The sequence below is a fragment of the Natronorubrum amylolyticum genome (assembly GCF_052040145.1).
Lineage (GTDB): Archaea > Halobacteriota > Halobacteria > Halobacteriales > Natrialbaceae > Natronorubrum.
The window spans coordinates 441743-455976 of record NZ_JBPPFW010000004.1 but is presented as its reverse complement, the minus strand read 5'-3'; the positions used below and the strand labels follow the sequence as shown (position 1 = coordinate 455976).

Annotated in this window: 14 protein-coding genes; 5 read left to right on the top strand and 9 right to left on the bottom strand. The window is 64.9% G+C overall.

Annotated elements, in window-relative coordinates; all coding sequences use genetic code 11:
- Positions 1–231: 231 nt before the first annotated feature.
- Positions 232–591 carry a DUF7344 domain-containing protein gene (locus ACSFDB_RS17810; RefSeq protein WP_440772249.1) on the top strand — a complete coding sequence of 120 codons (360 nt, stop codon included), beginning with the start codon at positions 232–234 and terminating at the stop codon, positions 589–591.
- A 272-nt stretch (positions 592–863) separates the two neighbouring features.
- Here ACSFDB_RS17810 and ACSFDB_RS17805 read toward each other — a convergent pair whose 3' ends face one another.
- Positions 864–1727 carry a hypothetical protein gene (locus ACSFDB_RS17805; protein ID WP_440772248.1) on the bottom strand — a complete coding sequence of 288 codons (864 nt, stop codon included), beginning with the start codon at positions 1725–1727 and terminating at the stop codon, positions 864–866.
- 143 nt (positions 1728–1870) lie between these two features.
- On the opposite strand from ACSFDB_RS17805, the gene ACSFDB_RS17800 reads away from it, so the two are divergent.
- Together ACSFDB_RS17800 and ACSFDB_RS17795 are read left to right on the top strand one after the other, a co-directional pair.
- Complete coding sequence (locus ACSFDB_RS17800; RefSeq protein ID WP_440772247.1) at positions 1871–4045, top strand: S9 family peptidase; 2175 nt, start codon at positions 1871–1873, stop codon at positions 4043–4045.
- Positions 4046–4236: 191 nt separating this feature from the next.
- Entirely contained in the window at positions 4237–4440 is a 204-nt protein-coding gene (locus ACSFDB_RS17795) for a YgaP family membrane protein (protein ID WP_440772246.1), read from the top strand.
- A 75-nt stretch (positions 4441–4515) separates the two neighbouring features.
- Here the strand turns inward: ACSFDB_RS17795 and ACSFDB_RS17790 are convergent, their stop codons facing one another.
- Both ACSFDB_RS17790 and upp read right to left on the bottom strand, forming a co-directional pair.
- Positions 4516–4896, bottom strand: a complete 381-nt coding sequence (locus ACSFDB_RS17790) for a cupin domain-containing protein (protein WP_440772245.1) — start codon at positions 4894–4896, stop codon at positions 4516–4518.
- A gap of 52 nt (positions 4897–4948) precedes the next feature.
- Positions 4949–5626, bottom strand: coding sequence for a uracil phosphoribosyltransferase (gene upp / locus ACSFDB_RS17785; RefSeq protein WP_440772244.1), 678 nt, complete (start codon positions 5624–5626; stop codon positions 4949–4951).
- Positions 5627–6016: 390 nt separating this feature from the next.
- Between upp and ACSFDB_RS17780 the strand changes: the two genes are divergently transcribed.
- The gene (locus ACSFDB_RS17780) at positions 6017–6739 is read left to right on the top strand and encodes a DUF5828 family protein (protein ID WP_440772243.1); all 723 of its coding nucleotides are present in this window, start codon (positions 6017–6019) and stop codon (positions 6737–6739) included.
- A gap of 27 nt (positions 6740–6766) precedes the next feature.
- On the opposite strand, the gene ACSFDB_RS17775 is transcribed toward ACSFDB_RS17780, so the two are convergent.
- From ACSFDB_RS17775 to ACSFDB_RS17765, 3 genes are read right to left on the bottom strand one after another with little or no spacing between them, the layout of a single operon-like run.
- On the bottom strand, positions 6767–7936 hold the full coding sequence (locus tag ACSFDB_RS17775) for a pyridoxal phosphate-dependent aminotransferase (protein ID WP_440772242.1): 1170 nt from the start codon (positions 7934–7936) through the stop codon (positions 6767–6769).
- Positions 7937–7955: 19 nt separating this feature from the next.
- Positions 7956–8960, bottom strand: coding sequence for an agmatinase family protein (locus ACSFDB_RS17770; RefSeq protein ID WP_440772241.1), 1005 nt, complete (start codon positions 8958–8960; stop codon positions 7956–7958).
- The gene (locus tag ACSFDB_RS17765) at positions 8953–9198 is read right to left on the bottom strand and encodes an aminotransferase class III (protein WP_440772240.1); all 246 of its coding nucleotides are present in this window, start codon (positions 9196–9198) and stop codon (positions 8953–8955) included. The genes ACSFDB_RS17770 and ACSFDB_RS17765 overlap by 8 nt, the downstream gene beginning before the upstream one ends.
- A gap of 134 nt (positions 9199–9332) precedes the next feature.
- Here ACSFDB_RS17765 and ACSFDB_RS17760 point away from each other — a divergent pair, with 134 nt between their 5' ends.
- Complete coding sequence (locus ACSFDB_RS17760; protein ID WP_440772239.1) at positions 9333–10379, top strand: NrpR regulatory domain-containing protein; 1047 nt, start codon at positions 9333–9335, stop codon at positions 10377–10379.
- A 53-nt stretch (positions 10380–10432) separates the two neighbouring features.
- Here the strand turns inward: ACSFDB_RS17760 and ACSFDB_RS17755 are convergent, their stop codons facing one another.
- The 3 genes from ACSFDB_RS17755 to ACSFDB_RS17745 are packed head-to-tail and all read right to left on the bottom strand — an operon-like array spanning position 10433 to position 14232.
- Positions 10433–11263 carry a nitrilase family protein gene (locus tag ACSFDB_RS17755; protein WP_440772238.1) on the bottom strand — a complete coding sequence of 277 codons (831 nt, stop codon included), beginning with the start codon at positions 11261–11263 and terminating at the stop codon, positions 10433–10435.
- Complete coding sequence (locus ACSFDB_RS17750) at positions 11260–13155, bottom strand: ABC transporter permease subunit (protein WP_440772237.1); 1896 nt, start codon at positions 13153–13155, stop codon at positions 11260–11262. The genes ACSFDB_RS17755 and ACSFDB_RS17750 overlap by 4 nt, the downstream gene beginning before the upstream one ends.
- The gene (locus ACSFDB_RS17745; protein ID WP_440772236.1) at positions 13156–14232 is read right to left on the bottom strand and encodes an ABC transporter ATP-binding protein; all 1077 of its coding nucleotides are present in this window, start codon (positions 14230–14232) and stop codon (positions 13156–13158) included.
- Between the last annotated feature and the right edge of the window lie 2 nt (positions 14233–14234).

Here is a 14234-nt window from a genome sequence, read left to right as displayed (position 1 = left end):
CCATGTCAAATCGAATGCGACGGGGGACGGAACAGGTTCTCAGCGAAGCCCTACTCTCGACATCGGCGGACTTCGACTGATCCGGAAGGCTATTTAAATGGATTGTTGGAACAATGGTCTTCCTTGTCCGACTGGATCAGTAAACCAATTAGTAACTATGTCTGGTCACAGTTTTCACCGTCGGGCTGCAGGACACCCAAAAACCCCAAAGTTACCAAAATTGACTGCATAATGACCGAAGAGACCATTGACTTCAACACGGTAATCGACCTGTGTAGAGATGAACACCGTCGCATCGTCCTTTCAGTACTCGCCGCAGAACAGCGTTCGCTGACGGTGAATGACCTCCGAACAGTGATTCTTACCCGTAATCATCACACGCCAGTTACCGACGCTTCTGAAGAGGTGCTAACAGAAATTGGAGTCTCGCTAACCCACACGCACATTCCAAAGTTGGAATCTGCAGGGGTCATCGAATACGATTCGGACCGGCAACTCATAGTACCAACAGAACAGTTCGACCAGCTACAGCCCCATCTATCCACGATCATCGATACCGATCCAAATCTCGACGAACCAATTGAGTTGTGAGTTCGGGCAGGAGGTCCTCTATTTGCGATATGGGGCTTGGAATGCGTCCGTACCGTCTGGGTGGAGATACGGTCAATAAGCACGTCTTTGTATCGGTTAGTTCAGGATCGGCTAGACGAAATAATGCGGATCGCCGTGATGGATACTCCCTCTATATTCAGCACGCCGTTTCTGACAGCTAATCTGCAAGTAGATGGCGCGCCCCGGTAATGCCTTTACCTCTACTTGCCGCGACGTTCACAGGCAAAATTGCATGGCGAAAGCGGGATTCGCTACTGATATCGCGATTCGGCGGTCGATAGCCGCCGATCGATGGCCTCGAGAACGGCGTCGGGGTCCTCGAGTTCGTCGCGGTCGAAGCGCACGTCGCGCAGGCCGTAATCGAGGACGAGTTCGTCGCCCCGAAGACGGGTGTGATCGACGTCCCGCCACGCGACGAACGACTTCGTGTAGGGCCGTCGCTTGACGAGTCCGTTCTCGTAGACCTGAATCTCGCAGCGATCCCGTCCCGGCCCGAACGCCCACCGGCCTTCCGCGAGACAGGTCCCGATCCAGACGATCCCGAGTGAGAGCCACAGCAGCGCCTGCTCCCAGTTTCCGCTGGCGGCGTTGCCCGCGCCGAGCGCGACGTAGAAGACGAAGAGCGCGGCGTCGAGCCGGAGGGAGCCGGGCGGGTCCCACCGCCAGGTTTCCTCGGGGTCGCCGGGCGTCGCGCTGTCGACGTATCGATTCCCGGCCAATTGTGAGAGGACGTAGCCCGCCGCGAAGACGAGAATCGCCGAGACGAGTGCGACGTCTCCGGCGATACCCTCGAGTGTGACGAGCCAGAGGAGACCGAAGACGAGCGCCGGAGCGACGACGGCCAGTCGACGACCGAGCGTTCGGCCGAGTCGGGCCGGGAGGTGTCCGTCTGCTCTCGCGAGCGCTCCGCCGCCGACGAATCCGCCGGCGAAGCCGAGCGGGTAGGTGGCGACGGGGCCGAGCGGCCAGGATCCGGACACCACAGCGAGCACCACCAGGAACCCGGCGAGAACGACGCCGCTGTACACGCCGCTTGCGACCACGAACGCTGTATCCGATCTATCCGATCCTCGGTCGCCCGCGCTGATCGGATCGGGTGTGTTTCCAGCGGCCACGGACGACACCTACGCCCGTCATATTGAAAAAGTAACTGAACCGCTCGAGTCCGATTGCGTGGGAACGGCCCGACGAGCAGTGCCGAGTCGGTGAGGCTGAACGTATCGATGCGAACAAGGTCCGCGACCGGGGAGTGTTGACTATGCGACCGATTCAGGCCGCCGATTACCACGACCTCGTGCAGGTGAGCGATCCGCAGTTCGAACCCGGCGACGAGCGCGTCGCCTTCGTCCGTCGAACGCCCGATGACGACGAGTCGTACACCGCGACGATCTACGTCGTTCCCGTCGGCGGCGACGACCCGATGCAGTTCACCGCCAGCGACGGCGTCGACAGCCAGCCTCGCTTTAGTCCGGACGGCGACTGGCTCGCGTTCGCCAGCACCCGCGGCGAGACCGACCGTCAGCAGCTGTGGCTCGTCCCGACCGACGGCGGCGAAGCGCGACGGCTGACGTCGGTCGTCGGCGGCATCGGTGACCTCGAGTGGAGCCCCGACGGCTCCCGACTACTCTTCACCCAGCAGGTCACCCCGGCCGACCGGGAGGCGGACCGCGACCTCGCGGTCGATCCCGACTACGAGTCCGAGGAGCCGGATCCGCGCGTGATCGATCGGATGATCTACCGCGCCGGCACCGAGTACCTCGACGGCCGCCGGAGCCACGTCTACGCGCTCGAGGTCGCGGCCGCGCTCGAGTCCTCCGAAACTGACGACCCCGACGGCGACGCGATCGCGCGGCTCACCGGCACGGACGGCCAGCCCGTCGAGCGGGACTACGTCGCGCCGACGTGGGGCGACGGCGAGACGGTCTACTACGCCGCCAAGACCGGCGAAGTGCCGGACGACTCGCTCGCGTACGAACTGTACGAACGAGATCTTTCGTCGGGAGCCGTCGACTCGTTCACGGGGACGACGGGCTGGGTCTCGTCGCTCGAGGCGACCGACGACGGCCGGATCGCCTTCGAGTACACGCCCGAGGAGAACGCTTCGATGCGCCAGACCGAGATCCGAGTCCACGACCGCGAGACCGGCGAGGAACGAACGCCGACGGAGTCGCTGGATCGCACCGTCGGCCACCGCTGTGGCTTCGAGTGGGCGCCCGACGGCGAGACGCTGTACCTCTCGACGCCCGACGAGGGGTCGCGGGTGCTGTGGTCAGTGCCGGGCGACGCGAGCGAGGAGCCGACGAAGGTGTACGGCGACGGCACTGACATCGGCGGCTTCTCCGTCGGCGAGAACGCCGTCGCCTACGTCATAAGCGAGTGGGACCACCCTGGTGACGTCTTCGTCACCACGCGCGGCGGCAACGAGGTCCACCGGTTGACGCGGGTCAACGCCGACTATCTCGCGGACAAACCTGTTCGACAGCCCGAAGAGGTGTGGTTCGAGGTCGACGAGACGGCCGACGGCAACGGCGGAGGCGAGACGGCAGTCGGCAACGATGGGGACGAGATCGGCGGAGACGGGGGCGACGTCGAGGAGTGTCACCGAATTCAGGGTTGGCTGCTCACGCCACCCGAGTTCGACGCCGACGCGACCGACGAACAGTACCCGCTCGTCGTCGAGATTCACGGCGGCCCGCACGCCCAGTGGACGACCGCGGGGACGATGTGGCACGAGTTCCAGACGCTCGCGGCGCGGGGCTACGTCGTCTTCTGGTGTAATCCACGGGGATCGACGGGCTACGGCGAGGACCACGCAACGGCTATCGAACGCGACTGGGGCGAGGTCACCCTAACCGACGTACTCGCCGGGGTCGACGCGGTCTGCGAGCGCGAGTACGTCGACGAAGACGAGCAGTTCGTCACCGGCGGCAGCTTCGGCGGCTTCATGACCGCGTGGGCGGTCACCCAGACCGACCGCTTCGAGGCCGCGGTCTCCCAGCGCGGCGTCTACGATCTCACGAGCTTCTACGGCTCGACGGACGCGTTCAAGCTGATCGAGGGCGACTTCGGGGCGACGCCGTGGGAGGAACCCGAGTTCCTCTGGGAGCAGTCACCCGCCGCCCACGTCGCCGGGGTCGACACTCCGACGCTCGTGATGCACTCCGACCGCGACTACCGCACGCCCGCGAACACGGCCGAACTGTTCTACCTCGGCCTGCAGAAACACGGCGTCGACACGCGGCTGGTTCGCTACCCGCGGGAGGGCCACGAACTCTCCCGCTCCGGCGAACCGGCTCACGTCGTCGACCGGCTCGAGCGCATCGCCCGTTGGTTCGACGGCTACGCCGACTCGCAGGAGGCCCCGCCGGCGCTCGAGCGCGAGCGAACGGACGGGCTCTCGAGCGGGGACGACGAGTCGGAGTCCGAGGAGTAAACACGATCGCGAATCCCGCAGAAATCCCAGATGACCGTTTCGCCTCGACCGACAGCCCTCCTCCTCCCTCAGAACACCTGCTGCGGTCGGTTCGACCGGAAACGAAGGGGTTCGAGTGCACCGGATAACCGCGAGGAGATCCACTGGATTGCAGGGAAATCCCTACGGCCGTCGCACTCGTGGTTCCGCGCATGGATCGAAACGTCGGCGGGTTCGATCGCGTCTGGCGCGTCGTGGTCGGCCTCGCGTTACTCGTATTCGGCTACCGAAACCGGAATCGAACGGTCGGCACGCTCGCGTTCGTCGCCGGGAGCGATATTTTCGCGACCGCGATCATCCAGCGCTGCCCGATGAACGCACTGTTCGGGATCGATACCTGCGGGACGGACCAGTAGCCGCACTCGGTGACGACCGGAGGTCACTCGAGTCGTAACGGGTGGATGCTCGTGAGTTCGGTCGCGAGAGTCCGATCACTCGTCGTCCGGTTCGTAGGCGACGGCGTCACCCCTGACCGGCGGCGCACCGATCGCGAAGACCTCGACCGCTGCCTCGGCGTCCGCGGGATTGTACGCCCGCTGTGGCGCTTCGGGCCGGACCGCGAACACCGACCCCGCCGGCACCTCGTACTCGCCGTCGGGGGTTTCGACGTGAAGCGTCCCCGACTGGACGATGAACGCCTCCTCCTGTTGCTCGTGGTAGTGGTAGGCCAGCGGCAACTGCTCGCCGGGCTCCGCTCGAAAGCGGTTGATGGCAACGTTCTCGAGGCTGGCGGGCTCGCTCACCCGGCGGAGATCGCAGTCTCGGTCTTCGGTCGGCTCGAGTTCGTCCGGATCGACGACGCTGTAGTCCATGTCTTCGACTCACAGGCGACTCGCAAAAAGGCGACGGCAGCCGAGTGACGGTTTAGGTCGTCCGGAACGCGCGGTCGCCGGCGTCGCCCAGCCCGGGGACGATGAAGCCGTCGTCGTCGAGGTAGTCGTCGATCGACACCGTCAGCAGGTCCGCCTCTGGACACTCCTCGTCGACGCGGAGCAGTCCCTCGGGGGCGGAGACCGCCGAGAGGACGATCAGGTTCTCAGGCTCCGGCGAGTTCTCGATGACGTGCTCGAGGACGGTACACATCGTACTCCCCGTCGCGAGCATCGGATCCGCGACGATCACGGTGTCCTCCTCGGTGATCTCGGGCAGTTTCACGTAGTCGACGGTGATCGGGAACGAGCCGTCCTCGTCGCGGCCGGCCTCTTCGTCGCGACTCGCGCTGATGACTCCCTGGCGCGCGCGGGGGAACGCCTTCAGCAGCCCCTCCACGAACGGCGTCGCCGCGCGCAGGACGTTGATGATCACGACGTCGTCGAGCCCGCGGACGCGCTCGCCCATCGTGGGCTCGAGCGGCGTCTCGATCTCGACGTACTCGGTCTCCATCCGGCCGTCGATGATCTCGTAGCCGCAGATGCGCCCGAGTTTCACCAGCCCTTTCCGAAAGCTGACCTGCTCGGTCTCGACGTCGCGAAGCCGCGAGAGCGTGTCTTTCGCCAGTGCGTGAGTGATGAGATACGCGTTGTCCCGGTCTTCGATCGGCATATCTCTACAGGCTGTCGCCGGGTAGTTCATCGTATCGGTCCGCCGCGGACGGCGGGAGGCTGCGCCACGGTGAGCACTCTCACTGACCGATCCTCCCGGTCGGTCACCGTCGTCGGCCGCGTTCGAGGCGTCCAATTCGGAGTTACCGACTCGAGGCGGTCGAACTGACGGCCGGTCTTCGGCGACGGACAGTTCGAAAAGCTCGAGTAGTGGCTGAAAACGATCGAAACGGAACGGTCGGTTTGCTCGATGATCAGTGCATCGTCCGGTGCCCGCTCAGAGGTGTCGATAGACTCGGGGGATCGACAGTACCGACGCCCGCTCGCCGGCACCATTTGCTCGCAGCAAGGAAGTTTATAGCGGTCCATCTCCTACCACCCGGCCAGCCGAATGGAAGAGAGTATCTCGGGATTCAAAGTCCGCGGCGACTGGGGCGACATCGTCGAGCACGGCGAGCGCATCACGCGCGCGCTCCGAGACGCCGGCGTCCACGACCCTGATGCAGACTACCACGCGAACTTCGCCCGCGCGTTCGAGGAGTGGGAGGAGTGGCGGCCCAAGGCACACGAGACTCTGGATACCGACGTCAGCGAGAAGACGTCCGAGCAGGCCAGTATCGAGGAGGGAAAGGGCGAAAAGGCCGGCAAGAACCCCGATGAGGACATCAAGACCGCCGGCGAGAAGCTCTCGGAGTCGTACGAGCGACTCGAGGAGGACGACGCCGAAGCCGCGGTCGGCAACTGGAAGGAGTCGATCGACTACGTCGCGCGGGCGGCCGACTCCGCTAGCCGCAAGGCCTTCCGCCGGGTCGAGGACACGGTCTACCAGAACGTGATGACCCAACTCGCGCCGTACTACTTCGACAACGAACTCGTCAGCGCCAACATCCAGCAGTCGACGCGCAACGGCGGCAACGGCGAGCAGTTCGTCTTCGAGGTCAACGTCAACGACGACGCCCTCAAAGACGACGTCTCCGATCGCCTCGCCGAGTTCGACGAGGAGATCGACCGCTGGCACGTCGAAGTCGAGAAGGATACCGACGCTGCGGAAGCGATCGAGGGCGCCGAACCGCCGCCGGAGCCAGAGGACAACTCGCGGTCGACGACGAACTGAGCCACCCGGCGCACCGGCGCGCGCAGCCTACCACCAGCGGTTTTCGAGCAGTCGATCGATCGCCTTCTCGAGCGTCGCCCGATTTCGGGAGAAGGTAAACCGAATCCAGTCGGCCTCCGCGTCGGGGTCGGTGTAGAAACTGCTGCCGGGGACCGCGGCGACGCCGGCCTCGCGGATCAGCCGGTAACAGAACTCGATGTCGGACTCGTCGGTCGGGTACCGCGTCATGATGTAGTACGCGCCGTCCGGCTTGACCGGCTCCAATCCGGCCTCGAGCAAGCCGTCGTAGAGGAGATTTCGCCGCCGTTCGTAGGAGTCCGACAGCTCCCGATAGTACGAATCCGGGAGCGACAGCGCCTCGACGCCGGCCCGCTGGAACGGCGTGGGCGCGCAGATGCTCGTGTAGTCGTGGACCTTTCGCAGCTCCTTCGAGAGGTACTCGGGCGCGAGACAGAAGCCGACGCGCCAGCCCGTGACGCTGAACGTCTTCGACATCCCCGTACAGACGACGGTGCGCTCGGCGAGGTTGCCGACTTCGACGGGGCTGCAGTAGTCGTCGTCGTAGACGATGTGTTCGTAAATCTCGTCGGTTAGCACGATGAGATCGTGTTCGAAGACGATCTCCTCGATCGCCTCGAGTTCCGCGCGGCTGAACACTTTCCCTGTCGGATTCATCGGCGTGTTGAGCACGAGGATCCGCGCGTCTTCGGCGGCGTCGGCGAGTCGATCCACGTCGATCTCGAGGTCGTCGGTGATGTCGATCGGAATCGCGGTCGCCCCGGCGAACTGACTCGCGGGGATGTAGCTCTCGTAGACGGGTTCGAAGTAGATCACCTCGTCGCCGGGGCCGGCGAGCGAGAGCATCGTCGACATGATCGCCTCGCTGGTCCCGCTGGTGATCGTCACCTCCGTCTCTGGGTCGTAGGTGACGCCCTTCCAGTCGGCGTAGCGCTCGGCGACGGCCTCCCTGAGTTCCGGCAGCCCCCAGGTGATCGTGTACTGGCTGTCGGTGTCGATGGCTTCCTGTGCGGCCCGCTTGATCTCCGGCGGCGTTTCGTCCTCGTCGGGAATACCCTGCGAGAGGTTGATCGCGCCCTCGCTGATCGCCGCTCGGGTCATCTCGCGGATGACCGATTCGGCGACGTCGCTCGTTCGCTCGGTTCCGACCGTCGGTGTCGGCGTCGGTGTCTTCGTCATCGGTTTGTGGGAGTGTCGATCATTCTGCGAACTGTCGCTCGAGCAGCGTCACGAGGAGGTATGCGGCGATCCGTTCGGTGCTTTCGGTGGCGTCGTAGCGCGGGGCGACCTCCATCAGGTCCACCGCGCCGACCGCGTCGCTCGCGCCGAGCACTTCCATCGTCTTCAGTGCCTGCCCGGCGGTGAGACCGCCCGGGACCGGGGTGCCGGTTCCCGGCGCGACGCTCGGATCGATGGCGTCGATATCGAAGCTGACGTAGACGGCGTCGGTGTCTTCGGCCGCCGCCTCGATCGCGTCCTCGACGACCGAGACGATGCCTTCCGTCTCGATGTCCCGCATCGTGTAGAGGTTCAGTCCCGTTTCGTCGGCGAACTCGAAGAAGTCGGGCGATTCGTAGCCGCGGATGCCGACCTGGCTCACGTCGCCGTACTCCGTGTGCGGCGAGTCGGCGATCAGCGCCGTACTCGAGCCGTGGAAGTCCGTTCCGAACACCGGACTCTCGGAGACGGTGTCGGTGTGGGCGTCGATCTGGACGAAGCCGACGCGGTCGTGGCCGGCCCCCTCGGCGAAGCCGCGAACGGCGGGGAACGTACAGTAGTGGTCGCCGCCGAGGACGACCGGAAAGGTCTGTTTTGCGACGGTCGCGACGTGGGCCGTGATGCTCTCGGCCGTCGTCTCGCTGTCCATCGGGAAGACCGGGACGTCGCCGCAGTCCGCGACGGTGAGGTCGTCGAAGTTGACCTGCTCGCCGGTCTGCATGTTCGTCAGCCCGCCCTTGTAATCGGAGAGGTACGCCCACCAGCCGCTGGCCGAACGGATCGCCTCCGGTCCGTATCTGGCTCCGGGGCGGTTCGAGACCGCGCCGTCGTAGGGGATCCCGAGCGCGGCCGCGTCGACGTCGCCGACGTTCTCGACCTCGCGGGGGTCGCCCTTGAGGAACGTCTTGTGGCCGGCGTACGCGAGTTCGACCGACGAGCCCCGAACGGACTCTCGGAATGCTGTCGCGCGTGATTCGTCAGACATCGGTTCCACCTGCGGCCTCGGCTTCGAGTGCGTCGCCGATGGCCCCGTTGTCGTGACCGACGTTCACGATGGCGGTGCCGGAGAAGCGATCGAGAGACCCGTTACCGTCGAAGTCCTCCAGTGTGCAATCGTCAACCCGCTCGATTGGTGCGTCCAGACGCTTCCGGATCGGCAGCAGGCAGTCGTCGCAGCGCTCCTCTACGGTCCGGTCGTTCGTTGCTGATCGTTCGAATGTCATTCATTTACACACTGGCAACAGTATGCCACCCTACTCTTTTTTCAGCGGGGTTAAAAGGTTATCTCGACCCGCTCGGACCGGTCGGCCCGCAAAACCAAACCTTGGTGATGACCCCCCGCTACTAGGGTAGATAGATGGCGCCGGAACTCGAGCGACGCACGTACGATCTCCTTCGCCTCGTGGATCGGCACGGACCGATCGGCAGCATCCAACTCTTCGAACTGATGCAGCTCCACGGCTACGATATCAAGGATCGAACGATCAGACTGCGACTCTCCGAACTCGACGACCTCGGCCTGACCGAGAAAGTGCCGGGACAGGGGCGTCAGCTGACGACGAAAGGCCGGGCCGAACTCGAGAAGGGTGACGTCAACACCCGTCTCGAACAGCTCCGGGCCCGGATCGCCACGCTCACCAGCCGCGTGAGCTACGATCCGATCGATGACAGCGGCGCACTGGTCGCCTCGACGGCCTACCTCCCCGAAGCGAACGTCGACGAAGCGCTCGAACTGATCGAACGCCTCGGGGACCTCCCGCTCGGCCCGATTCTGGTGTCGCTCGAGGAGAGCAGGGACGACGACGACCCCGGAGACGTTCGACTCACCACCGCCTCGAGTATCACGCTGGACGGCGTCTTGCTCGCTCACGGCGTCGACGCCAACATCTCGAACGCGGATCTCCTCGAGTACGAACCCCGCGAGACGGCGTCGACGAACGACGTCGTCCCCCAACAGGGCGGTCACATTCGACGGCATATTGACGTAATCAACGGCGAGGGGTCCTCGATCGACGTCGTCTCGCTGCTCATCGAAGCCGGGCGCACCGACGCGGCGACGATCCTCGAGGAAGGCGAGGCGGGCCTGCTCGTCGGCGACAGCCGCGAGTTCCCGATCAACCGCTTCGAGGAGGCCAGGGATCTCGCGGTCGCGACGCGGCGGTCCCTCGGTGGCGCCCTCGAGTTCCGACGACCGCGCGAACAGAGCCACCTCCCGAGCGGGACCTCGACGTGGGCCTTCGGCTCGATCACGTACATCGGCCCCGGAGAACTCCTGTTGACCGTCCTCAGCGAGTACGGATTGGCCGAAGACTGGGAGACGCTGTCCGGAACGATCGAACGAAGCGAACTCGAGTCGGTGCAATCGATTCGGTCGGCGCGGCCGGAACCGATGCTGGACGATTAGTCGATATCGTCGTCGTGCGCTACTCGAGGGCTGATCGATACTGAAGTCGCGTGCTACTCTAGATCGTACACGTCCGGCCGACGATCCGCGAGCGCGTCATCGCGGGGGGTCAACGCCTTGGTTCGAGCCCGCTCGAGGTCACAGTCGGCCGTGAGGACGTGTTCGCCCGTCGTCGGTGCCGGTCCGGCGAGCGGGACCCCATCCGGATCGACGATCACGCTCTGTCCTTCGAACGATGTTCCGCGTTCGGTTCCGGCGCGGTCCGCACACGCGACGAACACTCGGTTCTCGTTCGCGTGGGCGACCGCCTGATGGACGCCCATCGTCCACCCCGCGGGCCGTTCGCCCTCGCTCGGGCTCGGAACCCAGTTCGTCGGCACGGCGACGAGGTCGACGCCCGCGCGGGCCTGAGCCACCGTCGTCTCGCTAAACCAGAGGTCGTTACAGATCTGCACCCCGAGCCGACCGAACGGCGTCTCAAACGTGGGGAGTTCGTCCCCGGGTTCGAACCACCGCTTCTCCTCGTTCCAGAGGTGGGCTTTCCGATAACCGCCCTCGACGCCGTCGGGAGAGACGACGAGCGAACTGTTGTAGTACGAGTCGCCGTCGACTTCGGCGAGGCCGCCGACGATCCACGTATCGGTTTCGCTGGCGACTGTAGCCCACGTTTCGGCCGTTTTTCCGTCACGTGGCTCCGCCAGCGTCTCGAGTTCGGCTCGAGATTCGAAGACGTAGCCCGTTGTCGCCAGTTCGGGGAGGACGACGAGATCGGCGTCGGCGTGCTCGCGGACGAGTTCGACCGTTCTCGAGCGGTTTCGGTCGACGGCACCGAACGCGGGGACCGTCTGGGCGGCGACGATCGTGACATCCGTGGCCCCGGTCACTCCCAGATCCCTCCGGAGAGCCGATCGATCGCGACCATCACGACGACGGTGAGCGCAATGAAGACCACGCTCGCGGCCGCGATGGTCGGCGAGTAGCCGTACCGCAGGGAGTTGAAGATCTGGATCGGGATCGTGTCGACGAGGAATAGCGACAGCAGCCAGGCGATGATGTACTCGTTCAACGAGAGGATGAACGCGAACAGCGCGCCGGAGATCACGTTCGCCCGCAGGAGCGGATACGTGATCGTCCGAATCGTCTCGATCGGGGACGCGCCGAGGTTCATCGCGGCCTCCTCGTAGGTCCGATCGAGTTCGTCGAGCCCCTGGGAGATGAGGATGAACGGGAACGGGGCGTAGAAGATCCCGTGGGCGACGACGATGCCCGCTCGAGTCCCCGCGAAGCCGAGTTCGAGGAAGAAGACGAGAAACGCCACGCCGATGATGACCGGCGGAACCAGAATCGGGAGCACACCGAAGGTGCCGAGAATCGCGCTCCACCGGTAACCGTACCGGTCGAGGGCAAACGCGAGCGAACCGCCGATCGTCGTGCTCAAGAGCGCGGCGGCCCCGGCGATGCCGAGACTGTTAATCAGCGCGACGAGCCACGAGGGGTCGGTGAAGAACTCGACGTACCACTGCATCGAGAAGCCGCCCGGCGGGAACGTAAGGAACTGTTCCGGCGTGACCGAGACGGCGATAATGATCCCCAGCGGTGCCGCGATAAACGTCATCGCTGCGATGACGTAGAGCCGACTCGCCGTCCAGATCACTCGCTCGCGGGTCCGGGCGTCGACGGTCGTAATGACGCTGTCGAGCCCCGTTCCCGCGCTGGCGGCCAGCCGGGTCAGCCCGACGGCCGACGCTGCGGCGGCGAGGCTGGAACGGAACCGCGTCGACCCTGCGGACGACTCGTAGGCGGCCGAATCGGGCTTTCCACCGTCGGGTTCGGCCACCTCGTTGCCGCCGAGACTGGCGGCCGTCACGTTGGTGAACCGGACCATCGCCCAGAGGAACGCGAGCACGACCACGATCAGTCCGATGCTCATTGCAGCGGCGAACGGGTAGTTCTGCTCGCCCATGATCTGGGCCTCGATCAACACCGGCAGCGTTCGCTCGGCGGAACTGCCGAGCAGTCGGGGCAAGACGTAGGCGCCGAGCGCGAGGATGAACACCAACGCCATTCCGCTGGTGACGCCGTTTTTCGACAGTGGGAGCGTCACCCGTCGGAACGTCGTTACCGGCCCCGCTCCGAGGTTCTTCGAGGCCTCGATGAGTTCGCCGTCGATGTTGCGAATGCTGCTGTAGAGCGTGAGGATCATGAACGGGAGGAAGACGTACACCATGCCGACGACGAGTCCCCAGTAGCCCGGATAGAACGACTGCGGTTCGGCGAGCAGACCGACTCTGACGCCGATCGAGCTCAGGACGCCTCCGGAGGCCAGAATGACCTGCCAGGCGTAGGCGCGGATCACGTACGTCACCCACAGCGAGGAGATGATCGTGATCAACAGCAGGCTTCGCAGCCACGGTCGGTCCATCCGCGCGAGGTAGTACGCGATGGGATAGCCGAGCAGCAACGAGCCGACGGCCGTGACCAGCGACAGTTCGATCGTCAGCCAGAGCTGTCTGAGATAGAGGTTCGTCTCGATCGGCGGCCAGCCGAGCGTGACACTCACGTCGAGGAATCGCGCGTAGTTCTCGAGGGTAAAGCCCGGCCGGTAGGAGCCGCCGGAGATGTTCACGTAGAAGCTAAAGACGACGAGCATCGCGAGCGGCACCAGAAAGACGGCGACGAGCCAGAACAACGGGTAGCCGAGCGCGTACCACTTGGTGTTCGACTTCAATCCCGCACGTGCCGGTTCGTCGGCGTCGGTCGATGATTCTGTTCCCATCTACGCCTCCACGATTCGGCAGTCGTCGGCCCCGATCCGGACCGATACCCGGTCGCCCGGCGACCGTTCGTCCGTTCCGCTTCGTCGGGCGACGACGAGTTCGCGGCCGTCGTCGGTCTCGAGTTGGTACTCGACGCTGCTCCCGAGGTGTCGCTTGAACCGGACCGTTGCGTTGAACGCGTTCTCGGCGGTTCCGCCATCGGCGTCCAGTGCGTCGATCGCGAGCCGTTCCGGTCGAGCGACGACCGAGACCGTCTCACCCACCTCGACGCTGTTTCCGAGGGCGCGGATCGTCGCGTCCTGACAGTCGACGGTCGCGTAGCCGTCCTCGACGCTCGTCACGGAGCCGTCGAAGAGGTTCGCCGTGCCGAGGAAGTCGGCGACGAACCGCGTCTTGGGGTTGTTGTACACTTCCTCCGGCGGACCGACCTGTTCGAATCGACCGTCGTTCATCACGGCGAGGCGGTCGGACATCGTCAACGCCTCCTCCTGATTGTGGGTGACGAAGACGGTCGTGATGCCGACTTCCTGCTGGATTCGACGTAATTCGACCTGCATCTGCTCGCGGAGCTTCTTGTCGAGGCTCGCGAGCGGTTCGTCCAGCAACAGCGCGTCCGGTCGCGGGGCGAGCGCGCGAGCGAGCGCGATCCGCTGTTGTTGCCCGCCCGAGAGCTGGTCCGGCGTCCGGTCGCCGACGCCGGGGAGTTCGACGAGTTCGAGCATCTCCGCGACTCTCGCGTCGATCTCTTCGTCGGTGTAGTCGCCGCTGACCTCCATTCCGTAGGCGACGTTCTCGTGAATGGTTAGGTGGGGAAACAGCGCGAAGTCCTGGAACACCATTCCCGTGTTGCGCTCGTAGGGCGGCGCGTCGGTGACGTCGGTTCCGTCGATCGAAATCGTTCCGTCAGTCGGCCGCTCGAAGCCGGCGATGGTCCGCAGCGTCGTCGTCTTCCCGCAGCCGGAGGGACCGACGAGCGTGACGAACTCGCCGCTCTCGATGTCGATATCGACTCCCTTGACCGCGAGCACACCACCCGGATATCGCTTCGTGACGCCCGACAGTGAGATTCCGCTCATCG

Bases quoted from the DNA above. Each gene is read 5' to 3' on its own strand.
- ACSFDB_RS17810 (WP_440772249.1), top strand. From the start codon at position 232: ATGACCGAAGAGACCATTGACTTCAACACGGTAATCGACCTGTGTAGA.
- ACSFDB_RS17800 (WP_440772247.1), top strand. From the start codon at position 1,871: ATGCGACCGATTCAGGCCGCCGATTACCACGACCTCGTGCAGGTGAGC.
- ACSFDB_RS17795 (WP_440772246.1), top strand. From the start codon at position 4,237: ATGGATCGAAACGTCGGCGGGTTCGATCGCGTCTGGCGCGTCGTGGTC.
- ACSFDB_RS17790 (WP_440772245.1), bottom strand. From the start codon at position 4,896: ATGGACTACAGCGTCGTCGATCCGGACGAACTCGAGCCGACCGAAGAC.
- upp (WP_440772244.1), bottom strand. From the start codon at position 5,626: ATGCCGATCGAAGACCGGGACAACGCGTATCTCATCACTCACGCACTG.
- ACSFDB_RS17780 (WP_440772243.1), top strand. From the start codon at position 6,017: ATGGAAGAGAGTATCTCGGGATTCAAAGTCCGCGGCGACTGGGGCGAC.
- ACSFDB_RS17775 (WP_440772242.1), bottom strand. From the start codon at position 7,936: ATGACGAAGACACCGACGCCGACACCGACGGTCGGAACCGAGCGAACG.
- ACSFDB_RS17770 (WP_440772241.1), bottom strand. From the start codon at position 8,960: ATGTCTGACGAATCACGCGCGACAGCATTCCGAGAGTCCGTTCGGGGC.
- ACSFDB_RS17765 (WP_440772240.1), bottom strand. From the start codon at position 9,198: ATGACATTCGAACGATCAGCAACGAACGACCGGACCGTAGAGGAGCGC.
- ACSFDB_RS17760 (WP_440772239.1), top strand. From the start codon at position 9,333: ATGGCGCCGGAACTCGAGCGACGCACGTACGATCTCCTTCGCCTCGTG.
- ACSFDB_RS17750 (WP_440772237.1), bottom strand. From the start codon at position 13,155: ATGGGAACAGAATCATCGACCGACGCCGACGAACCGGCACGTGCGGGA.
- ACSFDB_RS17745 (WP_440772236.1), bottom strand. From the start codon at position 14,232: ATGAGCGGAATCTCACTGTCGGGCGTCACGAAGCGATATCCGGGTGGT.